Here is a 24,522-nt window from a genome sequence, read left to right as displayed (position 1 = left end):
GCCTCATGCGCCGCGGCGCAGGACGAGGGCGGTCGCCTCGCTCAACGTCGCTCCGTTTCCTGTGACCAAGGCGTTTTCCACATCGCGCACCTGCCGGTCTCCGGCCTGGCCCCGCAGTTGCAGAACAGCCTCGGTGATGTGCGAGATCCCGCCGGCGAGGTCGGCCTGTCCGAAGGACAGCTGGCCGCCGTGGGTGTTGAGCGGCAGGTCTCCCTGCCACGTCAGGTCGTGGTCCGCCATCCACCGTCCGCTCTCCCCGGGAGGACAGATGCCTGCGTCCTCGAGCGTGATCGCGATGACGATGGAGTAGCAGTCGTAGAGCTGGAGCAGGTCCAGGTCGCCGGGTCCGACGCCGCTCTGTCGGTAGGCGCGGGCGATCGCGTCCTTGAGCGGGCCGGACGTCAGTGAGGGGGCCTGTGACATGGCACGGTGGGTGATCTTCTCGCCAGCCCCCGCGATCGTCACGACCGGGTGGGCCAGGCCGCGTGCGCGTTCCTCGCTCGTCACCACGAAGGCAGCGGCACCCGCGCAGGGCATCACGATCTCGAGCAGCCGTAGGGGGTCGATGACCATCGGGGAGGACAGAACATCGTCGACGCTCAGGGGCGTGCCGTGGAAAACCGCCTTGGGGTTCAGCTGCGCGTTGGCCCGCTGCGCCACGACCGGCAGGGCTAGCTGTTCGGGTGTGGTGCCGTACTCGGCGATGTGTCGACGAGCCAGGAACGCGTACGAGGTGTTGGCGCCGGAGGCGCCGAACGGTACGTCGAACTCACGGATGGGGTTGCGGTTGGGCGACCTGGGCGTACGACCACGCTCGTTGATGTTGCCGAGCACACACAGCACGGTGTCGCACATGCCCGCCTGGATCGCCGCGGCCGCGCGCCACGCCATACCGGCCCCGGTCGCACCGCCGAGATCAACCACGTTGGCCATGGTCGGACGCAGCCCCAGGTACTCCGCGACCGTGGCCGGCACGTGCTGGGGGGTCTCACCCACCTGCGGACCGACGAGTAGCCCGTCCACGTCCTGGGGGCCCAGCCCAGCGTCCCCTACGGCCTCGATCGACGCCGCCGCAAGCATGCTGAGAGTTGTCTCGCCGCTTGAGTAGCGCTGGGGAGCCAGTTCGCCGATCCCGACGATGGCAGCCTTGCTCATGACACCACCTCGTGCACCAGTAGAGATTCGACCGCGAACAGGTCGAGACACGCTGGGTTGCTCAAGGACTCCCTATTGCCTACGGGCCGGCCGGTGACGGTCTTGAGCACCGCGCCCTCGACCTTCTTGCCGGCCAGGTTGTAGGGGATCTCGGGCACCGAGAAGATCTTCGATGGCACATGTCGCGGTGAGGCCTCGGCACGCAGCGTTCGGCGGATCTGGTCGACATCGACTCCGACCGTCCCGTCGGGGACCACGAAGAGCCAGATCTCCATGTCGTCCTCGACCGGATAACCGATGACCAGTGAGTCGCGCACTCCTGGCATGCGTTCCACGACGCGGTAGATCTCGCTCGTCCCGATCCGCACCCCGCCCGGTTTGAGGGTCGTGTCCGTCCGACCGGAGATGACAACGCCTCCAGAAGGGCGAAACTCAGCCAGGTCACCGTGGTACCAGACCTCGTCCTTGGTCGCGAAATACGCCTGTCGGTAGCGTTCGTCCCCGCCATCACCCCAGAACTTGAGCGGCATACTGGGGAAGGGCTCGGTGCAGACCAGGTCACCGGGGCGACCGAGAACGGGTAGCTGGCGATCGTCGAGCGCTGCGACAGCCATGCCCAAAGCGGGGCCCTGGATCTCCCCGCTGCGCACCGGCCGCAAGGGGTTCCCGAGCACGAAGCAGCCGAGGATCTCTGTTCCTCCGGAAATCGACGCCAGGAGCAGGTCTGACTTGACCTCGCCGTAAACCCAGTCGAAGTTGTCGTCGGTCAGGGGGGCTCCGGCGGAGAGAATGCAACGGAGTCGGGCTAGGTCGAGGTCTCGGCTCGGCTGGACGCCCAGCTTGGCCATCATCGACAGGTATTTCGGGCTGGTCCCGAAATGGCTCACATCCAGCTCGTCTATCAATTGCCACAGGAGGTCCTGCCGCCCTGAGGGAATGGCAGCTCCGTCGTAGAGCACCAGAGAGGCTCCACACCCCAGCGCGGCGATCGACCAGTGGTACATCATCCACGCGGTGTTGGTGAAGTAAAGCATGCGGTCGCCTGTGCGGACGTCGCCGTGCAGGAGGTGCTCCTTGAGGAGGTTCAGCAGGATCCCACCGGTGCGGTGCACGATGGACTTCGGCAGTCCGGTTGTGCCCGAGGTGTACACGATGTAGGTCGGGTGGTCGAAGGGCAACGGTCGGAACATTGGTTTCGTGGCCGACTCGTCGACCAGGTCCTCGACGGCATGCACCACGGCGTCCCCAGCCCGGTCCGTGGGTGCGGCGCCCAGCACCAGGACGTGGTCCAGGCCGGATAGCTGCTCGGCGATCTCAAGGCCTTTACCGACGAGAGAGTGTCGTTTGGCGTTGTAGAGGTAGTCCTCCGCGATGACGAGGACGGAAGGTGACACCTGTCCGAAGCGGTCAAGGACCCCGGCCGGCCCGAACTCCGGCGCGCATGACGTCCACACTGCGCCGATCGACAGCGCGCCGAGCGTGTAGGCCAACGCAGGAGCAGTGTTGGGGACGATCCCCGCAACCCTGTCCCCCTCGGCGATTCCGAGTCGGAGGAGGACCTGCTGAGCCTGAGCCACCTGCCTGCGCAGCTGCTCACGGGTCAGCTCTGCACGCACACCCGTCTCGTCCGCCTCAATGATGACGACATCGCCTGCTGGCCCCTGGAGGAAGTTCTCCGCAAGGTTGACCTTGGCTTCGGGGAAGAACCGTGACCCTGTCATCGGGTGCTGCTCGTCCCGAATGAAATCTGTACTTCCCGGATCGCCAACGACGCCGGCGTACTGCCACAGCGCCGACCAGAACGCGCCCGGGTCGGCAACCGACCAACGGTGCATGGAGTCGTAGTCGGCGAAACCGTTGTCCGTCATGAAGGTGTGCATGAGGGTCTGCGCGGCCCCTTCGGGCGTCGGCGACCAGACTGTGCGTGGGAGGTGCGACATGGAGTTCCTTTGTCGGGTCTCGTCAGAGAATGAGATTGGCGATGAAGAGGGTGCCGGCGAAGAACACGCCAGAGACGAGGAAGGTAATCGTGGTGTAGCCCATGATGTCTCTGATCTTCAACCCGGCGATCGCGAGGAGCGGCAGCGCCCAGAACGGCTGGATCATGTTGGTCCACTGGTCGCCGTACGAGACGGCCATGATCGCGATGGCCGGATCTACGCCGAGGGCCTGCGCAGCGTCGAGCACGATCGGCCCCTGCACCGCGAACTGCGCCCCGCCTGAGGGAACGAAGATGTTGACCAGTCCCGCGGACATCAGGGCGATGATGGGGAAGGTCGCCTCGGTGGATATCCGAACCATCTGCTGCGTCAGCCACTCCATGAGGCCGGTGCTGGCCATGATGCCGAGGATGCCGGCGTACAGCGGGTACTGGAAAACCACGTCACCGACGTTGCTGGCCGAGCTGCGGACCAGTGCGAGCATCTCGCTGGAGCAGCTGACCAGCAGGAGGATGAGCATCATGAACGACCAGTTGACGATATCCAGCGTCAGCGTTCCGCCACCCGCGAAGTGCATCACCAGGTATGAGGCGAGGGCGAGACCGAGCAGCGTGGTCGGCCAGCGGCTGGCATCCAAGCGGTCGGCAGGGGTGTTGATGTCCTCCCGGATGTAGGCAGCGCTCTCCTGTTCAGCGTCCACCTCGACGATTCTCGAGGTGGAGCGGGGACGGATGAGGTACATCGCTGTGGCGATGGCCACCACGGTCAGCACCGCCCCAGTGATATTCCAGAGGCTGAACGTCGTCTCCGACATGGGAATCACTTGGCCGGTGAGCTCTGTGACAAAGGAACCCTCCGATGCGGCAGCGAGCGGGCCGGAGCCGGAATAGCCCATGTGCCAGACGACCCAGCCCGAGTAACCGGCGGCCACGAGGAGGGGGAAGTGCAGCCGGAGACCCTTGGCCTTTCCCTGGCGTGCGACCTCCTTGGCGATGACTGCACCGACGACCAGCCCGAGACCCCAGGTGAGGAGCGAGGCGACCGCAGTGACGACCACGACGAAGACGTAGGCCTGTCCCTCGCTGCGGGGGACAGAGCCCAGCTTGACGAGGAGGCGGTGCACCGGTCCGGTGTGCGCCAGCATGTAGCCAAGCAGAAGGATCAGCACCATCTGCATGGTGAAGGCCAGCAGCCCGGATAGGCCGTCGCCCCAGCCATCAACGACCTCGGCCGGCCCGGAGTCGGTCACGATAAGCGCCGCGACAGCGACGACCGCGGTCAGCGCGACGGCAAAGAGGAAGGCGCTGGGCATGTACTTCTCGACCACAGCGTTGAGCGGACCCATAACCGCTTCCATAGATCGGCGGTCGTTCGTCCTGCTCTTCTTGGGCGGCCTGGTGTCTAGGTCGTCAGCCATCGGGATCTCCTCACGTCCGCCACGTCCCGCCCTTGGGACGCGGTCCTGTACCGACCGATCGGTCCAATTAGACCGAACGGTCGGTACAGTACACTCCTGATGACGGTCTGTAAACAGTCCGCAGGGAACGCGCAGATGGGAAGACATGGAGCGAGGAGACCGCAGTCGCGAGACGCTGTTTCGCGGAGCTGCCGAACTGTTCGCCGCGAACGGCTATCACGGGACCGGCATCGCCGATCTCGAGCGAGCTACCGGGTTGAGCCGCGGAAGCATCTATCACCACGTGAAGGGGAAGGATGACCTCCTCTTCGGCATCACGACGGAGTACCTGCGCCGCCTGATCGAGTCGGGCAATGAGCTCCTGGCCCAGGCACTGCCGGCCGCTGAGCGCCTGCGGCTGTTCTCCCGCAGGGTGCTGCAGGAGATCGTGGAGCACCTGCCTGAGATGACGGTCTGCTTCCGTGACCTGCACGGAGTATCCGAGGGGCGGCGGGGCCAGGTGCTAGACCTGCACCGAGAGTATGAGCAGGTATGGGCCCAGATGCTGCAGCGCGGCGTCGACGACGGGACGTTTGCGCCCTCGTTCTCAGGCCACCTCGCAGTCAAGGCTCTTCTCGGCCTGCATCACTACACCTACATCTGGGTGCGGCCAGACGGGCCCATGTCGCCTGACGAGATCGCCGACGTCTTCACTGATCTCGCCCTCAACGGCATCCTGCCCCGCGCAGCGCCTGAAGGGGCAGGCTGAGTTCATAGACACTGCGAACTAGCCGGCCCCCCTGACAAGACGCCTGCGCCGACTCATGTTGCGTCGCGCCGCTAACCCGTCGTCGTCATCACAGCCGTACTCCTGGGGCAAGCCGCAGCCACCAGGCGAACCTGCGTAGGCCTTCCCTAGGTGTTCTGCCCACGGAGGTTAGGTACGCGGTCAGCCGGTGGGGCGCCCTTGAGTGCGGTGTGGCCGCGGTGGTGATTGTAGTGATGAAGGAAGGTCGGGAAGGCGGCGACGCGTTCGGTCTCGCTGGTGTACGGGCGGGCGTAGGCCCACTCCTCCAGCATGGTGCGGTTGAACCGCTCGACCTTGCCGTTGGTCTGCGGTCGGTAGGGCCGGGTTCGCTTGTGCTTGATGTCCTCGCCGAGGGCGGCGGCGAAGGCGTGTGAGCGGTAACAGGCTCCGTTGTCGGTCAGCACCCTGGCCACGGTGATCCCGGCCGCGGCGAAGTAGGCGTTCGCGCGAGCCCAGAACCCCGCGGCGGTCTCCTTGCGCTCATCGGGCAGCAGCTCGCTGTAGGCCAGACGGCTGTGGTCGTCCACGGCGTTGTGGATGTACCAGTAGCCGTGCCTGATGCCCTTGCGGTTCTTCTTGCCGGCCTGGCGGCCGGCGACCTTGTGGCCGCCGCCGTCGGGGATGCGGCCCAGCTTCTTGATGTCCACGTGGACCAGGTCACCGGCCGCGGCGTGCTCGTAGCGGCGGACCTTGCGCCGTTGCGCGCGCACCGGTGCCCCGGTGGCCGGGTCGGTCCAGGACAGCCGCAGGCACCGGTAGCGGGTCAGGATCTTGTGCACGGTCGAGGGGTGCATGCCCAGGCGGTAGGCGATCCGGGCCGGTCCCCAGCGGCGGGACACCCGCAGCCCGACCACCCGCCGCTCCTGTCGGCGTGGGGTGCGGTACGGGCAGCTGGTCGGCCGGCTCGAGCGGTCCACCATCCCCGCCACCCCCTCGGCGCGGTACCGGCCGGCCCACCGCCTGGCCGTAGTGAGCGAGACGTTGAACCGCTCGGCAGCACGAGCTGGTGCCCAGCCGTCATCGACGACGCACCGAGCCAGCCGCAACCGGCCAGCAGGAGACAGCGGAGCGTTAGCGTGGACCATGAAGACCTCCGGGATGAGGGGTGTGTTCCTAGACAGCTCCACACCTCACTCGGAGGTCTTCCTCATGTCACGTCGACACCCCGGTCCCGTACCTAACCTCCGTGGTCAGTACACCTAGGCCTCATAGGGGTGTCGATCGTGCTGGCTCACGGTGTTGGTAATGACGCCAATCGCCGTCCCGCGGGTGTGGACGTCCCGCAGACCGACAAACTGGCGCCTCGCGATCCCGTCCACCCTGGGCCGGGCCTTCGTCGCAATGGAGTTCTGGGCGGAGCCCGGCCCAGTCGCGGCACAAAAAGCACCACCAGTTCTGACACTGAGGAGCGCGCAGCGGGATGAGAAGCGCCTCCTGACGGGTTGTCCCGGTAGCTGAACGTCTGCCGGCACAGCCGGCGCCTCCTCCTGAACAGAAGGGTGCTCGATGCCTCTCCCCATCTCCATGCTCGACCTCGCCACCGTCGCCCGAGACCAGACGGTCGCCGAGTCCCTGGCCGGCATGGTGGCCCTGGCACAGAAGGCGGAGGAGACCGGCTACGGGAGGGTCTGGTATGCCGAGCACCACAACATGGCCTCGATCGCGTCCTCCGCGACCTCGGTGCTCATCGCCCACGTCGCAGCCCAGACCAAGACCATCAGGCTCGGCTCCGGCGGGGTCATGCTGCCCAACCACGCCCCGCTGATCATCGCCGAGCAGTACGGCACGCTCGAGACCCTCCACCCCGGCCGGATCGACCTGGGCCTGGGCCGTGCGCCGGGCAGTGACCAGAACACGATGCGCGCTCTGCGGCGGGATGCCGCCTCCGCCAACAGCTTCCCCCAGGACGTGCTCGAGCTCCAGGGCTACCTGCGTGGACAGTCACTCATCCCCAATGTCGACGCCTACCCGGGCAAGGGCACCGGGGTGCCGCTGTACATCCTCGGCTCATCACTGTTCGGAGCCGGGTTGGCCGCTGCCCTCGGGCTGCCCTACGCCTTTGCCTCGCACTTCGCCCCGGCCGCCCTCCAGGAGGCGATCGCGCTCTACCGGCGTGAGTTCCAGCCATCCGAGCAGCTCGAGAAGCCCTACGTCATGGCCGCGTACAACGTCGTTGCCGCTGACGACCAGGCCGAGGCCGAGCGCCAGCTGCAGGAGCTCATGCGCAGCCGCGTGGCACTGCTCGTGCGTCCAGGCACCCAGTACACCGACGAGCAGGCCGACGAACTGCTGGCCCTGCCGCAGGCCCAGCATCTGCACCAGATGATGACCTACACCGCGGTCGGCACACCCGGTGTCGTCCGCGAGAAGGTGACTGAGTTCGCGGAGCAGACCGGCGCCGATGAGCTCATCGTCGCCCACCAAGGCCCTCGGGTGGAGGAGCGGCTACGGTCCGTCGAGCTCTTCGCCGACGCCTACCTCACCTGAACGTCGCCGAGCGGGGGAGCGGCACGGCCAGGGCGACGGCTTCAGCGGCGGCTCAGGCATTCTCCTGACGCGCTGGTCGGCCCGGTGTTACGTTCGCAGCACTATTCCAACGCCGGGGGTCGACCATGGCGAAGCGCGGTGTCACGTTGCTCGACCTGTTCGCGCCGGGGGGCGGGCAGGCGCTGCTGCCGGATGAGATCGCGACGTGGCTGGAGAACCTCGCGGTCACCGACCTGCACAGTTCGACCAGCCCCGGCACCTTCATCCACGAGGGCGTGGTGCGGCCCTTGCTCGACGTCGACCCGGTGACCCTGCGCAGCTGGCCCGTCGAGATCCCTGGCCTCAACACCGGGCTGCCGTTCCGGCTTGTGCGGGTCAGGCGACAGCCCTCCGCAGGCCAGACGCTGGAGCCGGCCGCCGACTCCGCATACCTCGACCTGGTGGTCGACCGGGTTGCCGTCACCTTCCCGGGCCTGCGGCCCGCGACGCTGGTGCCGGCGACCAGCAGCTCGCCCGCCCACCTGATCCCGAACCGGGCAGGGGGCGTCGTCCGGCTCGTCGGCTCCGGCGTGCTGCGGATCGACCTCACCGGTGCAGCAGAGCTCATGCGGTTCGTCGACTTTCCTGACCCGTTCGACCCCGCTGCACCGAACGGCACGGTCGGCACCCTGACCTTCGACCCGATCAGCTTTACCTTCGGTGACTCCGACTACGGCATGGTCGTGGATCGGGTCGTGTATGACGCGACCGAGCAGATCTCGCCGCCGGAGGTGACCGCGCGCGGCCAGACCGCCGGCTGGCAGGGCATCGCCATCGCCGAGGCGACCGTGATGCTGCCGATCAAGGGCACGGCCGTCGAGCAGATCAACGTCTCGGTGAAGGACGTCATCCTCGGCAGCCCCGCAGGCCTGCAGGGCAGCGTCTCGGTCGAACTGGGCCGCACCCCGATCTCGGGTGCCGCCGTGCAGTTCACCCAGGACGTCGAGGGCACCGAACATCCGCGCAGCCCCGCCGGCAGCGGACGTGAGCTGACGGTGCCGTTCGTCACCGACACCCCGCAGACCGGGCGGATGCGCGCCCAGCTCTCCGACGCGGTGCAGGGTCAACCGACCCAGCCCCGCATCAGCTGGACGCTGCCGGACACGACCAGGGTGGAGGAGCCGGACACCGGCTGGTTCGCCACCTCGGTCGGCGAGAACATGAAGGCCGTCTACTCCGAGGTGGTGGAGGGCGAACGCCGTGACGACCTCCCGATCACCTACACCTTCACCCAGGAGGCCGGCGACCCCCAGCACGGCCCGCAGGTCAGCACCGAGGCGCACAGCCACCCCAACGTGGTGTCGATCTCCGGCTCACGGGAGGCCGTCAACCTGGTCAGCCTCGCCGCCATGGTCGACCCTCCGCAGCCCGGCGAGGAGTCCCAGGTCACCTGGCAGCACGGCACCGGCGCCGACGCCCGGGTCCGCCGCGGGGACGACTTCGTCGTGCTGGTCGAGGAGGTCGGCACCTCCTACGTCGAGGTCAGCATCGAGGACCGCACGCGCCGGATCCGCGTGGACGTGCTCGAGGACGGCGAGCTGCTGATCGGCTGCGAGGACGGGGTCCGCGACGCCAACGGGGCACTGGTCGAGGTCCGCGGTGTGGAGTCCACCTACGACCTCACCCGCTTCCACCGCGACGGCAGCTATGTCACGGCCGGCGAGCCGGCGACGCTGGGCGGCACGGTCGGCGTCACCGTCCCGGAGGGGGCGTTGGCCGCCGTCACCCTCGGGCGGGGCGCCGGCACCGACCCGAGCACGCCGCCGCCCCCGGTCACCGAGGCGGAGATCCGGCACCTGTCGGTGCGCTACGGCTTCAACAGCGCCGACCCCGAGGGCTGGGGCAGCTATGCGCCCAACAGCACCACCGGCAACGTCCCGGTCGAGATCCGGCAGTGGGCACGCTGCTTCCCGGGCGCCCGGTTCCTCGTCGTGGGGCACTGCTGCGACATCGGCAGCGACGACCAGAACCGGGGTCTGGCCCGCAGCCGTATCGCCTCGATCGCCCAGCATCTGCCCAGCGGCGTCGTGGACGCACGGGGCGAGCAGGAGGCCGCCACCGGTGCCGTGCTGACCACCCAGCAGAGTGTGCCCATCTCGGAGATGAGCGCGAGCGAGCGGGCCGCCGGCCGCACGATCATGCTGGACCACTCGCAGGCCACCCGGGACACCTGGGTCGACGCCAACGGCCAGGCCATCCGCCCCCACCCGGTCCGGGAGCGCTACCGTCGCGTCGACGTCTACGCCGTCGGCGGCACCTACACCCCGCCGGCGGACGCCCCGGCCCAGGGGCAGCAGGCCTCGACCGCCCCGCAGACCACCGATCCGGCGCTGCGCCGCTCCTACGTGCCCGGTCCCGACGCGACCGTGATCGCCCCGCCGGGGGACCCCAACAGCCGGCTCGGCTACCTCGTGCGGCTGCACGTGGCGTGGGACTCGCCGACCGTCACCAGCTGGGCCGACGCCGTCCCGACCCTGGCCGAGATCACGCTCGCCTGGTCCAGCGACCACGTGACGATGACCGACGAGAACGACAACGAGACCGATGTGCCGGTCACGTCGCCGTCCGGATCCGCTGGCACGCCCTCGACCGAGATCTGGATCATCACCGGACGCTGGGCCTACGACAACCGGTCAGGTCAGACGCTGTTCTCGGTGTCGGTCGCCTCGGAGGGCGACCCGGAGGGCATCGCGAAGCTCGAGTCGTCCTTCCTCGCGGTCGCCCTCGCGCTCGCACCCGCGCTGCTCGGCGGCATCGGCGGCGGGGGAGCGGCCGACGGCGTGGTGCAGATGTCGGCCCTGGCCATCGCGAGTGCCGTGATGGCGACCATCACCAAGGAGGGTTGGATCGTCCTGCATACCGTCTCGGCCGAGTACCGGGCCCCGTCGATCGAGTCGACACGGGGGATGAAGCTGCGGGTCACGGTCGACTACACGGCCGCCGTCGGCCTCAACGTGCCTGCTGCCGGCCTCGGCTCCATCGCCACCGCGGACGGGCACCCGCTCAAGGTCCGGTACACCAAGGTCGGGCTCGAGTATGACGACACGGCCACCGAGTGGTACGACAAGGTCGGCTTCGTCTTCGAGGACGTCTCGTTCGAGGTCTCCGACCCCGGCCGGTGGAAGATCGACGGCCCGCTCGGCGACCTGCTGGCGATCACCGCCACCCGGGCCGGTTCCGGCTCGTCGTGGTTCGAGTGCGACCTGGCGTTCGCGCTCGACCTCGGGGTGGTGAGCATCCAGGGCGCCACGGTGCGGGTGATCTTCGCCGACGGCGGCATCTCGGCCGAGGTGCGCGGCCTCGCCCTGGGCGTGGACATCCCGGGCGTGCTCCGCGGCAGCGGACAGGTGGTGCTCGGCGAGGGCGGCGCCTTCGGGGCCTCGCTGGAGCTCGAGCTGGTCTCGGTGGGTGCCAAGGGCATGGGCGCGCTGGAGTTCTACCCGGCGCACGACTACCTCTCGATCCAGCTCGGGCTGCTGCTCCCGGTCGGGATCCCGCTGGGCGCGACCGGGCTCGGCATCTACGGCTTCCTCGGGATGTTCGTCTCCAACGGGGCCCGGCAGCTGCCGAGCGGCTTCGAGCACGACCCTGTCGGCCGGGAGATCGCCTGGTACCGCAACACCCCGCTGCTCGACAAGTTCGGACCCGAGCGCGGACAGTGGGCGATCGGGCTGGGGGTCGTGGTCGGAACCATGCCCGACCAGGCCTTCACCTTCAACGCGGTCGGGATGCTCGTGGTCGCGTTCCCCGACCCGGAGGTGATCTTCGCGATCGACGCAAAGCTGGCGAGCAAGCCGGACCTGGTGCCCAAGGCCCAAGGCAGCGCCCCCGGCAGCGGGCTGGAGATCCTGGGGCTGGTGGTCATCGACGATACGGCTGTGCTCGTCGGGATCCGCGGCCGGTACGAGATCCCCAAGGTGCTCACCCTCAACGTCCCGATCGACGGCTACTTCCCCTACCCGAGCACCCCCCAGGACGCGTTCGTGCGGGTCGGTTCCGACGGCGTGATCTCCGAGGGTCGCGGCGGCGACCCGGTGCAGATCATCCTGCTGCCCGGCACCCTCGACATCGAGGCGTACTCCTTCCTCATGGTCGAGGAGAAGAAGCTGCACAAGCTGGGCGGGGACCCCCGCTTCAGCTTCGACGGGTTCTCGATCGGTTTCGGGGCCGGCATCGAGATCGGCTGGGAGGCGGGACCGCTCAAGCTCGCAGCCGGCGCCCGGATGCTCGTGGGCCTGGGCACCAGCCCGTTCCTGCTCAAGGGCCTGTTCGAGGTATGGGGCACCCTGTCGCTGGTCATCGTCGAGCTGGAGGTCTCTGGCGAGCTGATCTGCACGGTCTGGGAGCAAGGCGGGGTCAAGGTCAACCTCTCCGGGAAGTTCTGCGGCAAGGTCTCCTTCTTCTTCTTCTCCGTCTCCGGGTGCGTCGGGATCTCGATCGGCGACCCGCTGACACCCACCGCGCCGCCACCGCCACCCCCGGTCGGGAAGGTCTCGCTCACCGACCGGCGCGGCCACACGACCGCCGAGGCGACCAGCGGCGCACCTGGACCGGAGCAGACGGTCTGGCCGGACACGGTGCCCGTGATCGAGCTGACCCACCACATGGCCCTCGACCTGTCAGGATCGGCGTTCGCGCCCGGTGCGCCCCCGCCGGGACCGGTGTGGTCGGGCACCTCAGAGATGAAGTACGCCTATCGGCTGACCGGCGTCGAGATCGTGCCCGACGGCGGAGCAGCGCTGGACGGACCGCTGGCCTCGGGCTGGTGGCTGCCCACCCACCGCCCAGGCGTCCTGGCCGGCGGCGACGTCGCCGTCTCCGCCGAAGAGGCGATGTTTCTCGCGCTGATGTCGTGGGACCCGGCGCCGTGGACGTACTGGCTCACCGACGGTGGCGCCGGCACCGACGGCGACCCGGCTCAGACCCCCGGCCGGCTGTGCGAGCCACGGCCGCAGCCGACCCGCGCGTGCCTGCTCGGCCAGCACGCCGAACGCACCGGCATCGACGCGGTGCACCTGCCGCCCGAGGACCTCGGCCTCCCACCGTTCCCGTCCCGGTTCGCGGGCCACGCCCGGGAACGGATCGCCGGCCGGCTGCTGGAGCTCGCCGCGCCGTGGCTGACCGAGCAGGGCCTCGCCCTGGTCCCCGGTCACGTCGCCGAGGACGTCTTCTGGCTCGCCGCCGCCACCCGGCTCGGCTTCACCGAGAGGACGACCGAGCTGCGGGTGACGCTCGCGCCCGAGGTGATCGACCCCGAGCTGGTGCTCGTCGTCTGCGACGACCATCGCGAGCGTCCGCAGCAGCCCCGCGCCGGACGTTGCGCGATCGTGGCCGACCACCACCGGGCCGACCTGGACCTGGGGACCTCCAGCTCGATCGACGGCGTCAAGATCGACTCCCACGGCGGGACGTTCACCACGCGCGGCCACCCGGTCACCGTGCTGGTGCCCGAGGGCGGCATGATCGCCCACCTGCCGCAGACGTCCGACCGTGTCGAGGTGCGGATCCGGATGTGGGACAACGGGTCGGTCAAGCTCAACGCCCTCGATGAGCACGGCCACGGGGTGGACAGCGGGTTTGTCGACCCGCAGGGCGACTGGGAGCAGACGATCGTGCTGACCGGCGCCGGCATCGTGGCGGTCGAGCTGTATGGCGCCACCTGGCTCGGGATCGAGCGCATCTGCTGGGGCTCCTCATCGCCCGAGCAGCCCGAGGGCAGCGAGCTGCCGCGGGTCACCGGGTCGCCGGTGGGCGGCGGCGAGCGGGAGTGGGAACCCACGGTCGAGCACGTCTACCGGAACGGCACCGGGACCTGCGCAGTCGTCGTGTACCGGCCGCGGGAGCCCGGCCCCTGGCGCGGTGTGAGGGTCCACGAGTGGGCGGGCGGCAGGCGGCCGCCGGCCCGGGTCGGCTGGCAGCGGCTGTGCGGGGTCAGCGGCTCGGCGCAGCTGCTGGCCGACGGCAACGCCGCCTACGCCGACGGGCTCACCGCCGTCATCAACGGGCTGGGCGGTGACAGCCTGGTGGCGCCGCACCGTAGCCTGCTCGCCGCCGGCACGGCATACCGGGTCAGGGTCAGGTGGCAGTGGCAGGGCTGGGCGAAGTCCGAGGCCAAGCCCCAACCGGACGCCCTCCCCAGCCCGTCCGAGTGGCAGGACGGGCCAGACGTGGTCCGCCGGTTCCGGACCGCGTCGCACGCGACGACCAGCGGCAACCCGCCCACCGAGCTCACCGATGAGAAGAGCTTCGACCCGCGCTCGCTGATGCGCTACCTGCTGGCGTTCGAGCCGGACACCGGGCAGGCCCCGCACCTGCTCGACGACGAGCTGCGGGTGCACCTGGCGGTGGACCACCTCGACCAGCTGGCGGCGTTGTACGGGCGCCGGCTGGGGATGCGGCTGCGCCGCACCGACCCGCCGCCGGGCTCCCTCGCCGGCCTGCCGCACGCACCGGACGAGCCGATCGACGTCACCTGGGGACCCTTGCACGACGCCTACCGGCCGCTGGGGCAGAAACGGTTCCTCGAGGCGGTACGGGACGCGCCGTGCCTGGAGGAGCCACCACTGGGCGGCAGCACCGGGGAGATCACGGCCGACCTCGTCCCCGGTGCCTGGTACGACCTCATGCTGATGGCGACACCGAGCGCTGACCCCGACTCCGAGGACCTCGTGGTGCAGCGGGCGCACTTCCAGGCGTCCTGGCACCGCGACACCCGCGAGCTGCTCGCCGCCCTGGGTCTCACCGCGGATCCCAACCCGCTGGTGGCCCCGGACGCGATCGTCACCGGCCCGGTGCCGCCGGGACCGCTCGTGGTCGGTGACCGTGAGCTCGACGAGGCGATGGCTGCGGTCGGGCTCGACCCCTGGCCGCTGCCGGAGGCCGGGCGCACGAGCGTGCTGTGGTGGCGCGACGGTGACGACTGGCTGCTGGCGGGCGTGGTCCTGGAGCTGCCGGAGCCCATCGTGCGCACCGGTCGACGCGCACTGGAGGTCACCTCCTGCGTGCACGGAGGGGTGCCGCTCACCGCACGCCGACGCAACACCAACGGCACCCGGGTGCTGCTCGCGCCCGCCGCACCCACCGCCGTCAGTCCCTCCGGGACCGACGCGTTCCAGGCCGGCCCGCTCGTGGTGCAGCTGACCCGCACCGTCACCGACCGCACCGGTGGCACGTCGTCGACCGTCGTCACCGGCGCCCGGTCGGCGCTCGTGGCTCCCCGGACCGTCTACCAGGAGGTCGGGACGTGAACCTCTCACCCTCCTGGGCGATGAGCGGCCAGGCTCTGCACGGCCACGGTGACACCCACCTGGCCGAGGGCACCCACCTGCGCATCGTCACCAACCCGCTGCTCGGGCTACCGGTGTGCCCGATCGTCGTGCACCAGGAGCGGACCACCCTCGCCCACCTGGTGCGACTCGCCCGCACGGACGTCATCTGGGTCGCCAGCAACGGCACGATCCTCACCCCGCCCTTCACCGTCACCCCGGACAACCCGGTGACCGGGCATCTGCCGCAGTCGGCGTGCTGGGCGTGGGTGGAGGCCAGGCCGGGCAAGACGGTCGGCGATGGCCCCAGCGGACCGATCCGCGGACCGGTCCGCCCGATCCTGCGTCCGCTCGACCTGGTCCGGTCCGCAGACGACCTCGTGGTGGAGCCGACGCGACCCCCGGTCGTGACGCCGGGACGCGATCCGGCGCGGACGCGGCAGGCGGGGCTGCGGGTGCAGGGTGTGGTCGGCACGGCCCTGGGTGACGCGTCGGTCGCCCAGCGCTCGCGGGCCCCATACCTCGTGTATGCCTCTCACCTGGAGCGCGTGGTGCTCAGCGGGTCCGGCACCGTGAACGGAATCCGGTGGCTGCGGCCCGCAGACCTGCCGGTGGGCAGGCCCGCACGCACGCTGCCGCTGCCCTGCGGCCCCGGTGCCCGGTACGCCGGGCCGTCGGACGGCTGGGACCGCGGCATCGCCAGGGCGCGCGACGCGTCACCCACCCGCTACGGTCTGCACGAGCAACCGTTGGCCGCCGGACCGGCCGCCTGTGACCCCGCCGGCCCCGGCGAGGAGGAGGCGCGCGTCAACCACCTCGGTCACGCCCTGCGCAAGGATCTGGACCGGCTCGTCAACGACACCTCGGCCAGCCAGCAGGACCTGGTCGACGCCGCGCCCCTCACCGGGGTCGGTCCAGCAGCCGGCACCTCCGACCGGAGCCTGCTGGCCACGCTGCTGCAGGCGACCCTCGACCCCGGCGTCGCCCGGTGGCTGCCGTTCGGCGACATCGACCTGGAGGAGATGGACCAGACGGTGGTCGCCGTCTACCACGTCACCGGCGCGTTCGCGGCCGACCTGGACACCATCGGCAAGCTCGGGCTGAGCGGATCGCTGCCGGATGCGCAGAAGCCGCGCGAGGTGGTCGAGGAGCTGGCCACGGAGGTGGACGAGTCCTGGGACGGCGGGGACGAGACGGGGCCGACCGTCCGCCTCACGATGGTGCTCGTGGCGCCCGCCTTCGAACCGCTCGACGTGCCCAGCCCCCCGGCGATGAACGTCACCTGGGACGGCACCTGGCAGTCGGTCGCCCCACCCACCGCCTCCCGCCGGCTGACCGCCGACCTCGACGGACTCGTCGCCGCGGCGGCACTCGCCTCCGCGATCGCCCAGCCGAACGGCAAGGACCCGCAGAGCCGGCACCTGGACGACGGCAGCGGCCGCATGACGCTGCTCGGCCCCAGCCAGCCACCGACGGCGACCTCGCCCATGCAGGGGCGACTGACCGACCGCGGCGTCAGCGAGGACGACGGCACGTGGCAGATCGCGCAGGCGGACTGGTTCGGCCGATGGTCGGGCTGGAGGCGGCGGCCGTTCGGCCCCGCACCGCGCCCGAGGCCGCCACGGCCGGTGGTCCTGCTGGCCAGCTCGCCCCCTGTCGTCCCCCTCCCCCCACCGACCGGGCCCCTCGCAGGGACGGTGCGGATCGAGGTGCCGGTGCCACCGATCTCCTCGCTGCCGCCCGGTGGCCGCGCACTCGCGCAGGCCGAGCTGACCGTGACGCCGAGCACCGGCGGTCCCACCGTGTCAGTGCACCCGGTCTCGGGGGACACCGTCGTGGTGACGGTGCCCGGGCCCGCGCTGCTGCCCACCACGTCAGGGACGGTGACCGTGACCGCGCGATGGTTCGACACGGCCGGTGTGGCCTCGGAGGCCAGCGAGCCACGCAGCGCCACTCTGCACGACCCGCGTGCACCTGCCCCGGTGCTGCTGCCGGCAGACCTGACCTACACCGCTCGACCGGACGTGACCGGATGGGCACAGACCACGTTGTCCTGGACGTCGCAGCCGGGCCAGGCGTCGTTCCGGGTGTTCGTGGCCGACGAGTCCACGATGCGGTCCAAGCTCGAGGAGATCGCGGCCGGCATCCTCGCGGAGGGGGATGCCGGCGAGGCGCCCTCGGCCGCGCAGGCGCAGGCACTGCTGGACGACCTCTCGGGGGCTCCCGGGACTCCCGAGCGGGCCCAGGCGTGGGAGGTCCACAAGGAGATACTCCCGCGACGGTGGTTCCTCCAGCTCACGGCCGAGCCACTCCCTGCCACCCCCACCACCACGTTCCGGCACCAGGTCTCCGGGTCACTGACGGTGCTGGTGCTCTACCGGGTGGTCGCGGTCAGCGCCGCGAGCGTCGAGTCCGACTTCCGCAGCTCGCCGATCCTGCCGCGCGCGGTCCCGAACGCGCTGGCGCCGCGGACACCGGCCATCGGGGTGCGGCCGACCACGACCGCCGCGGGCGAGCTGCATGCTCGAATCACGGTGACCGTGCCCGTCGGCCCCACGCTCGCGGCGCGCTGGCGGATGCGGCGCGCGACTGCCACGACCGACCCGGCCCTCATGCCGATCGTCGCCGAAGGGGTGGTCCCGCCCGGCGCGCCCAGCGGCGGCCAGCAGAGCTTCGAGATCGTGGACGTCGGTGCCGCACCCGGCGTGACCCGGACCTCGCTCTCGGGGTGGGTTCGCTACGCCTGGCGGGTCGAGGTGGCGGGTCCGGACCTGCCCGGCGGCGGCCCGGAGGGTGAATGGTCACCGGCCTCGGCACCCGCGTCGACGACGGTGATGCCCGCAGAGCCGCCCGCCGGGGTGACCGGGCTGTCCGTCGTCCGTGACGCGGCCGGCGTGCACGTGCGGTTCACCCATCCGGGGCCGTTGGCACCGGGTGCGAGCGCTGGTTACACGATCGACGTGTACCGGCGACCTCCGGGCGGAACAGCGCGCCTGGCGACAGCCGTGCCGGGGATGGCCGGGACCGGCGGCGTCTTCGACGTCGTCGACCCGGACCCGACGGTTCCGGTGGGCACGGCATACCGGGTGGTCGTGACCGACCCGATCGGCCGCCGCGCCGCACCGAGCGAGGAGGTGGTCGCACCATGACCGCGCTCGTGCCGGCACCCGGGCAGCTCGGCCTCGAGGCGCCGCTGCTCGGACCCTGGTTCTCCACCGACCTCACGCTGCCGGTGCCCTCGTCCGACGACCTCGGGGTGACCCTGACCATCCCGGACGGCACCAGCTGGCTGCCTCCGGCGACTGGGCTGCTGTCCTTCGCGGTGGCCGGCACGACACCGCTCGCCGGGATGCGGGGCCCTGCCGGGACACCGCCGTTCCAGGACGGACGGTACGTGGCGACGTTCCGGCTGCTCCCCGAGGTGGAGGCCCGGCTCGGGGCGCTGCTGGCCGACGTCCCCGCGGCCGACGGGTCGAGCACCGGCGTCACCCGGGCGGTGGTGCGCACGTTCGCGCTCGAGCTGCCCGGTGACCCGGGATCGCTGAGCAGCCTGGAGGACAGGCTGGTGCCGCCGCTGCCGGGGTCGATGAGCGATGAGGAGAAGCGCCGCTACCTGGGGCTGGAGGGCACCCCGATCGCCGACCTCAAGCGGCCGGGCACCTTCCTGGGCGGCACCGACGCGGTGCTCGACTTCGACACCGAGGCCACGGTGCGGCTGTTCGCGTTCGACGCCCGCGGCCGTGCGATCGACCCCGGTGCGGTGGCGGCGTGGTGGGCGCGGCTGGCGACGTCGTTCACCAACCTGTGGGCATCCGGCGCGGACGAGCGGACCGCGACCGTCGACGCCCAGCGCACCGTCATCCTGTGCGGGCCCGACGAGTCGCCGGCGGCTGAAGGCGTGCTCGCGCGACTCTCGGCCACGGGGATGACCGGCGCCGGCGCTGTTCGGGTGGCGGGCAGCGAGACAGCGACGGTCGCCCTCACCGCGGGTGGCCAGGCGGACGCGGCACTGCCGCGGGTGGCAGTCCTGCCGAGGGGCACCTATGGTCCGTCGGCCTCGCTGTGGGCAGGTGGCAGCGCGGTCGGTGGCGTGACGCGGGACTGTGTGCGCATTGCGCTGGTCGACGTCGAGGAGCACCTGACGGGGCAGCGACGGGCGGCGCCCTCGGGTGCCTCGGACGCGGTGACGCGCCGGGCGGCTGACCAAGCACGAGCATCGACGTCGACGCTCGTCGCGCGCGCCACGGTGGAGGCTGCTGACACTGTGCTGCTGGCGAGCGCGGACGCAGCCATGGCCAGCATCGTTGCGGCGATCGACGCAGGCCCGGCGACCGTGCTGGCGCCGGTGCTCGACCGGGGTGCCGGCGCGCTCACCGCGCCGTCGCTGCCGACCGACCCGCCACCGGCGTCGATCACCGGGGTGACGGCGACACCGCTGACCGGGGGCGGCACGGCCGACGGTGGCGTGGTCCTGGGGCAGCGGATCCTGGTGACGGTGCCGACGGGACCGGCGCTCGCCGGGGCCTGGGTCCGGGTGTGGCCGCAGTACTTCGACCCGACCAAGGGTCGGCACCTGCGGGGCGCGGGCGGCGGCGGACTGGTCGACGCGGCCGGGAACGCCCGCGTCGTGGTGCGTCTGGCTGACGGGGCAGTCGCGCCGAACAACCGGATGGGACTCGACATCATGGTCGTGACCGCGGCCGCCACCACGCGCTACCCGGAGGTGCGGCTCGAGCGGCCGGCGCCGGTCGGTGGCGCGATGGTCGCCCTGGGTTCGGCCGGCGGGAGCGTCCTGGTGTGTGAGACCGGAACCGAGCTGACCGGTCCGGTGGCTGCCGGTTCCGTGCCGTCCGGCTCCACACTCGTGGCACTGGCGACGCCGCCCAGCCTGGTGGACCCGACCTCCATACCCGCCTCGGCATGGGCCGCTCCCGCCGTGGGGCAGGCGCTGGGCGCGGGAGACACCGTCGTGCTGACCGAGCCCGCGTGGCGCGGGTGGCGCGGCGGCGAGACGGACGCAGCGCTGGCCGGCACCGGGGCCAGCGTCCGAGCGCTGGCCCGGACCCTCCTGCTGCGACCACCCGTGGTCGCCTCACCGCTGCCGACGCAGGCACGCGACGAAGTGGTCGCGGTTGCGCTGTCGTCTGGGGTGGCAGAGGCGACGGTGGCAGGGGTGCGACCGCTCGGCACGCACCACGAGCTGGGCACGCACCAAGCCGGCCACCCAGGAGCGCCGGCCGATGACGAGCGGCACGGCACGGCGGCTCGGCTGCGTGGACCGGCGGTGGTGGCGGTCGCGGAGCTGGCTCGGGAACGGACCTCGCCCGAGACGCCGGCGCTGGCCCTGGCCTCGGCGACCCCTCTGCCCGCACCGGCGGCGCCGACCATCGCCGGGTCCTGGGCAGCAACGCTGCGCACGGTCGCGGCGCGGGTGGAGTGTGAGCCAGGTGTGGTCGAGGTGATGGACACCCTCGGCCTGGGCGACTTTCCGTGGGAGCAGCCGCTGGCCGACCTGAGGACCTGGCTGGTGGGTCAAGGCATCCCGGTGCCGGACGTGGTGGACCAGGCTGCGACCAGCATGCAGCGGGCACTGAACCGGAGGATGCTGGGAGCGCGGTGGGGCTACCGGGAGACCGCGACAGCGCTGGCGGCACGGCTCGCGGGCGCGCAGGACTTCGTCTACCTCGAGACACCAGCGCTGGACGCGCTGCCGCTGGGGTCGGGCGACGACGAGCTCGACGTGATGGGGTCGCTGACCGCGCGGTTGGCGGCGAACCCCGCACTGCACGTGCTGGTGTGCGTGCCGATGCGGCTGCCGCCCGGAGCTCCGAGCAAGCTGGGCCGCGTGCGCAACGCCGGGGTGATGGCGGGGTTGGCGGCACTGCGGCAGGCGGGCGGGCACCGGGTCGCGGCGTTCACGCCTGTGACCGGGCCGGGCCGCTCGCTGCACCTGGACGCGACCTCGGTCGTGGTCGACGACGCCTGGGCGCTCACCGGCGGCACCCACCTGTGGCGGCGAGGGCTGTCTTTCGACACCTCCCTGGCGGTGGCGGTGTTCGACGAGCGGCTCGACCGGGGCCGCCCGTCCGAGGTGGTCGCGTTCCGCCGGGCGCTCATCGCCGGCCGGCTCGGGCTGGCCCCCACGCTGCTGCCCGAGGACCCCGAGCAGCTGGTGCGTGCGGTGCGGACCCTGTCCACCCGCGGCGGCGGGGTGCGGCTGACACCGGAGGTGCTGGAGGCGCCGTCGCCCGAGCCGACTGAGCTGGACACGATGGTGTGGAACCCGGACGGCAGCTTCGTCGGCGGCTTCAACTTCATGGCCTGGCTCGCTGGCCTCGCCGCCGGCATCCAGGCCGAGATCGCGGAGGCCGTCCCCGGCGAGGCCTGATCCCCGGCATCCCGCCGTGCCGTCCGGCCTGGGCGGGGCGGCTCCACCACGCCGAGTTGATTCGGTCTGCGCTCGCCGGTCTGCTCCACGTCGTCCCCTCGGCCACCCTGTTGTGCGTTCACCGTGTGGTGTCCGTCCCACGACCTCGGCACAATGGGGCGATGAGCACCCCGGCGGAGATCGAGGCCGAGCATCGTGAGTGGCTGACCTGGGTCTCCGAGGTGACGGGGGAGCCGCTCGACCTCGAGGTGGTCACCCGCATCCTGGGGCTGGCCAAGCGCACCGCGCACGGGCGGGCCAGGCCGCTGGCGCCGATCGCCACCTACGCACTGGGGGCGGCCGTCGCCAAAGGTTTGGATGCGGAGGAGATTCTGCGCCGGATCGGTGACCCGCCGGGTGTCGGTGAGCAGTAGCCGGCGACCCCGCGACCCCTCGACCTGGGGAGGGGAGAGTCCCGACCCATACGAGTGATGTCTACGGCGCTACCGGCGCACAGGCCGACCGACCCACTCCAAAGCGTCCGTACCCTGAGAGCATGACCGACGCCGGCACGACATACCTCACGCTGCGCCCACCACATCGGACCTTCCTCTTCTGGGCCGTGCTGGTGCTGATCCTGACCTCAGTCGCGGTCGGCGTGGTCGGGGTGCTGGAGGACGGGTGGACGGCCGGGACAGTCGTGCGCGCCGTCTTCATCCTCGGGATGGTGCTCTTCTGGATCGGCGCCATGCGGGCCGGCACCACCGTGGACCGGACGGGTATGACGTTGTCGAACGGCCTGACCACGCGCCGCCTCCGCTGGGAGCGGGTCGAGCGTCTGGGCACCGACCAGCCCGGCGCGGACGCCCGCAGGGTCACCGCTCTCGTCGACGGCAGGGCCGTGGTGCTGCCCGGCGTGCTGGTCGAGGAGCTCGACCAGTTGGAGGCGCGCCGCGTCGCCTAGGGGTGCGGCGCTCGGCCGTCAGCGCGGCGGCATCCGCAGCGCGCCGTCGAGGCGGATGACCTCGCCGTTGAGGAGGGGGTTGTCGACGATGTGGGCCACGAGGGAGGCGTACTCCTCGGGCTTGCCGAGCCGCGAGGGGTGGGGGACGAGGGCCTCCAGGGAGGACTTCACGTCCTCGCCGAGGCCGGCCATCATGGGGGTCTCGAAGACGCCCGGGGCGATGGTCATGACCCGGATGGCCTTGTCGGCCAGGTCGCGGGCGGCGGTGAGGGTGAGGCCGACGACGCCGGCCTTGGAGCTGGCGTAGGCGGCCTGGCCGATCTGACCGTCGAAGGCGGCGACGCTGGCGGTCATCACGATCACGCCGCGGTCTCCACCGGTGCCGCCCGCCGGCTCGTTGGACGCCATCGCCTCGGCGGCCAGGCGCAGGACGTTGAAGGTGCCGATGAGGTTGATCTCGATCACGGTGCGGTAGGCGTCCAGGTCGAGCACGCCGCGGCGGGACAGGATCCGTCCTGGGGTCGCGACGCCGGCGCAGTTGACCACGATCCGCAGCTCGCCCATCGCGGTGGCGGCGGCCACGGCGGCGGTGACCTGCTCCGGGTCACGGACGTCGGCGCCGGCGAAGTGGGTGCGCTCGCCGAGCTCGTCGGACAGCTCCTGGCCGCGCCCACCGGGCAGGTCGACCAGCAGCACGCGGGCGCCGGCGTCGAGCAGGCGGCGGGCGGTCTGCTCGCCCAGGCCGCTGGCGGCCCCGGTGATGAGGGCGACGGTCGAGTCGGTGATCTGCATGCTTCCTCCGTGCGAGTGCGGTGCGTCTGCGTGCGCGCTAGGGGTGGGCCAACGCGTGCGGGTGCGGTGACACGAGTACAGCAGACCGGCGGCTCAGCGTCCGGCGACCCTGGCCAGCTGCTGACGGCTGATGACCAGCCGCTGGATCTGGTTGGTGCCCTCGAAGATCTGGGTCACCTTGGCCTCGCGCATCATCCGCTCGACCGGGAAGTCGGTGGTGTAGCCGTAGCCGCCGAGGACCTGGACGGCGTCGGTCGTGACCTTCATCGCGGCGTCGGTGCAGACCAGCTTGGCGATCGAGGCCTCCTGCGTGTGCGGCTGGCCGGCGTCCTTGAGCCGAGCGGCGTGCAGGTACGTCGCGCGCGCCGACCCCACCGCCGCAGCCATGTCGGCGATGAGGAAGGCCAGCCCCTGGTTGTCGGCGATCGGGCGGCCGAACTGCTCCCGCTCGGTGGCGTACGTCGACGCGACCTCCAGTGCCCGCTGAGCCAGCCCCGTCGCGGCCGCGGCGATGCCGAGCCGGCCGGAGTCGAGCGCGGCGAGGGCGATCGGCATACCCTGCCCCTCCTGGCCGATGAGGTGGTCGGCCGGCAGCCGCACCCCCTCCAGGAGCACCTCGCCGACTGTGTCGCTGTGCAGGCCCATCTTGCGCTCGGGCTCGGCGAAGCTCAGGCCGGGCGTGCCCGCAGGGATGTGGAAGCAGGACAGGCCCCGCCCGCCGTCGTCGGAGGTGCGCACGAAGGTGGTGTAGAAGTCGGCGTGCCCGGCATGGCTGATCCACGCCTTGCCGCCGGTCAGGACGTAGTCCTCACCGTCGCGGACCGCGCGGGTCCGGATCGCGGCCACGTCGGAGCCGGCCTGCGGCTCGGAGAGGCAGTAGGCGCCGAGCTGCTCGCCGCCGAGCATGCCGGGCAGCCAGCGCTGCTGCTGCTCGGGGCTGCCGAAGGTGGCCATCGGGAAGGCGGTCAGCGAGTGCACGGAGACACCGACCGCGACCGACATCCAGGCCCGGGCGATCTCCTCGACGACCTGCAGGTACACCTCGTAGGGCTGCGCGCCGCCACCGAACTCCTCGGGGTAGGCCAGCGAGAGCAGCCCGGTCTGGCCGAGCATGGTGAAGACCTCCCGCGGGAAGCGGTGCTCGGCCTCCGCCTGGTCCACCTGGGGCAGCAGCTGCTCGTCGGCGATCTCCCGGACGAGCGCGAGCAGGTCACGGGCCTCCTCGGTCGGGAGGACGCGCTGGGGCGACACGGTCAGGGCCATGGCGGCAGGGTAGACGTGGACGTGGCGTCAGCCGATAACCGCGCAG

The 24,522-nt window shown here is 71.1% G+C and carries 13 protein-coding genes; 7 read left to right on the top strand and 6 right to left on the bottom strand.

What is annotated here, in order from left to right:
* Window positions 1-3: 3 nt before the first annotated feature.
* From ESZ52_RS15390 to ESZ52_RS15380, 3 genes are read right to left on the bottom strand one after another with little or no spacing between them, the layout of a single operon-like run.
* On the bottom strand, window positions 4-1,155 hold the full coding sequence (locus ESZ52_RS15390) for a thiolase family protein (RefSeq protein WP_131105704.1): 1,152 nt from the start codon (window positions 1,153-1,155) through the stop codon (window positions 4-6).
* Window positions 1,152-3,095 (bottom strand): acetoacetate--CoA ligase, encoded by a 1,944-nt coding sequence (locus tag ESZ52_RS15385; RefSeq protein ID WP_131105703.1) that lies wholly within the window; start codon window positions 3,093-3,095, stop codon window positions 1,152-1,154. Before ESZ52_RS15385 ends, ESZ52_RS15390 begins: the two co-directional genes overlap by 4 nt.
* A gap of 22 nt (window positions 3,096-3,117) precedes the next feature.
* Window positions 3,118-4,440, bottom strand: coding sequence for a short-chain fatty acid transporter (locus ESZ52_RS15380; protein ID WP_131106680.1), 1,323 nt, complete (start codon window positions 4,438-4,440; stop codon window positions 3,118-3,120).
* Between the two features lie 217 nt (window positions 4,441-4,657).
* On the opposite strand from ESZ52_RS15380, the gene ESZ52_RS15375 reads away from it, so the two are divergent.
* The gene (locus ESZ52_RS15375) at window positions 4,658-5,260 is read left to right on the top strand and encodes a TetR/AcrR family transcriptional regulator (protein ID WP_131105702.1); all 603 of its coding nucleotides are present in this window, start codon (window positions 4,658-4,660) and stop codon (window positions 5,258-5,260) included.
* A 146-nt stretch (window positions 5,261-5,406) separates the two neighbouring features.
* Here the strand turns inward: ESZ52_RS15375 and ESZ52_RS15370 are convergent, their stop codons facing one another.
* Window positions 5,407-6,384 carry an IS481 family transposase gene (locus tag ESZ52_RS15370; protein ID WP_131105701.1) on the bottom strand — a complete coding sequence of 326 codons (978 nt, stop codon included), beginning with the start codon at window positions 6,382-6,384 and terminating at the stop codon, window positions 5,407-5,409.
* Between the two features lie 421 nt (window positions 6,385-6,805).
* Between ESZ52_RS15370 and ESZ52_RS15365 the strand changes: the two genes are divergently transcribed.
* The 6 genes from ESZ52_RS15365 to ESZ52_RS15340 all read left to right on the top strand — a co-directional run bounded on the left by ESZ52_RS15365 (window position 6,806) and on the right by ESZ52_RS15340 (window position 22,421).
* Window positions 6,806-7,786: an LLM class flavin-dependent oxidoreductase gene (locus ESZ52_RS15365; protein ID WP_131105700.1), complete on the top strand. Its 981-nt coding sequence runs from the start codon at window positions 6,806-6,808 to the stop codon at window positions 7,784-7,786.
* A 125-nt stretch (window positions 7,787-7,911) separates the two neighbouring features.
* Window positions 7,912-15,072: an OmpA family protein gene (locus tag ESZ52_RS15360; RefSeq protein ID WP_131105699.1), complete on the top strand. Its 7,161-nt coding sequence runs from the start codon at window positions 7,912-7,914 to the stop codon at window positions 15,070-15,072.
* On the top strand, window positions 15,069-18,239 hold the full coding sequence (locus ESZ52_RS15355; RefSeq protein WP_131105698.1) for a hypothetical protein: 3,171 nt from the start codon (window positions 15,069-15,071) through the stop codon (window positions 18,237-18,239). Before ESZ52_RS15360 ends, ESZ52_RS15355 begins: the two co-directional genes overlap by 4 nt.
* Window positions 18,236-21,478 carry a phospholipase D-like domain-containing protein gene (locus tag ESZ52_RS15350; protein WP_131105697.1) on the top strand — a complete coding sequence of 1,081 codons (3,243 nt, stop codon included), beginning with the start codon at window positions 18,236-18,238 and terminating at the stop codon, window positions 21,476-21,478. The genes ESZ52_RS15355 and ESZ52_RS15350 overlap by 4 nt, the downstream gene beginning before the upstream one ends.
* A gap of 161 nt (window positions 21,479-21,639) precedes the next feature.
* Complete coding sequence (locus ESZ52_RS15345; protein WP_202865352.1) at window positions 21,640-21,891, top strand: DUF6457 domain-containing protein; 252 nt, start codon at window positions 21,640-21,642, stop codon at window positions 21,889-21,891.
* Window positions 21,892-22,013: 122 nt separating this feature from the next.
* Window positions 22,014-22,421, top strand: coding sequence for a PH domain-containing protein (locus tag ESZ52_RS15340; RefSeq protein WP_131105696.1), 408 nt, complete (start codon window positions 22,014-22,016; stop codon window positions 22,419-22,421).
* An 18-nt stretch (window positions 22,422-22,439) separates the two neighbouring features.
* Here the strand turns inward: ESZ52_RS15340 and ESZ52_RS15335 are convergent, their stop codons facing one another.
* Window positions 22,440-23,213 carry an SDR family NAD(P)-dependent oxidoreductase gene (locus ESZ52_RS15335; protein WP_131105695.1) on the bottom strand — a complete coding sequence of 258 codons (774 nt, stop codon included), beginning with the start codon at window positions 23,211-23,213 and terminating at the stop codon, window positions 22,440-22,442.
* Between the two features lie 93 nt (window positions 23,214-23,306).
* Window positions 23,307-24,476 (bottom strand): acyl-CoA dehydrogenase family protein, encoded by a 1,170-nt coding sequence (locus ESZ52_RS15330; protein ID WP_238154647.1) that lies wholly within the window; start codon window positions 24,474-24,476, stop codon window positions 23,307-23,309.
* Window positions 24,477-24,522: the final 46 nt, after the last annotated feature.

Source organism: Ornithinimicrobium sufpigmenti (genome assembly GCF_004322775.1).
In the GTDB taxonomy this organism is placed as follows: domain Bacteria; phylum Actinomycetota; class Actinomycetes; order Actinomycetales; family Dermatophilaceae; genus Ornithinicoccus; species Ornithinicoccus sufpigmenti.
This window is presented reverse-complemented; position numbering and strand designations above follow the sequence as displayed.

What these genes read in the sequence shown, in the direction of transcription:
- ESZ52_RS15390 (WP_131105704.1), bottom strand. Translation starts at nt 1,155, where the DNA reads ATGAGCAAGGCTGCCATCGTCGGGATCGGCGAACTGGCTCCCCAGCGC.
- ESZ52_RS15385 (WP_131105703.1), bottom strand. Translation starts at nt 3,095, where the DNA reads ATGTCGCACCTCCCACGCACAGTCTGGTCGCCGACGCCCGAAGGGGCC.
- ESZ52_RS15380 (WP_131106680.1), bottom strand. Translation starts at nt 4,440, where the DNA reads ATGGGTCCGCTCAACGCTGTGGTCGAGAAGTACATGCCCAGCGCCTTC.
- ESZ52_RS15375 (WP_131105702.1), top strand. Translation starts at nt 4,658, where the DNA reads ATGGAGCGAGGAGACCGCAGTCGCGAGACGCTGTTTCGCGGAGCTGCC.
- ESZ52_RS15370 (WP_131105701.1), bottom strand. Translation starts at nt 6,384, where the DNA reads ATGGTCCACGCTAACGCTCCGCTGTCTCCTGCTGGCCGGTTGCGGCTG.
- ESZ52_RS15365 (WP_131105700.1), top strand. Translation starts at nt 6,806, where the DNA reads ATGCCTCTCCCCATCTCCATGCTCGACCTCGCCACCGTCGCCCGAGAC.
- ESZ52_RS15360 (WP_131105699.1), top strand. Translation starts at nt 7,912, where the DNA reads ATGGCGAAGCGCGGTGTCACGTTGCTCGACCTGTTCGCGCCGGGGGGC.
- ESZ52_RS15350 (WP_131105697.1), top strand. Translation starts at nt 18,236, where the DNA reads ATGACCGCGCTCGTGCCGGCACCCGGGCAGCTCGGCCTCGAGGCGCCG.
- ESZ52_RS15345 (WP_202865352.1), top strand. Translation starts at nt 21,640, where the DNA reads ATGAGCACCCCGGCGGAGATCGAGGCCGAGCATCGTGAGTGGCTGACC.
- ESZ52_RS15340 (WP_131105696.1), top strand. Translation starts at nt 22,014, where the DNA reads ATGACCGACGCCGGCACGACATACCTCACGCTGCGCCCACCACATCGG.
- ESZ52_RS15335 (WP_131105695.1), bottom strand. Translation starts at nt 23,213, where the DNA reads ATGCAGATCACCGACTCGACCGTCGCCCTCATCACCGGGGCCGCCAGC.
- ESZ52_RS15330 (WP_238154647.1), bottom strand. Translation starts at nt 24,476, where the DNA reads ATGGCCCTGACCGTGTCGCCCCAGCGCGTCCTCCCGACCGAGGAGGCC.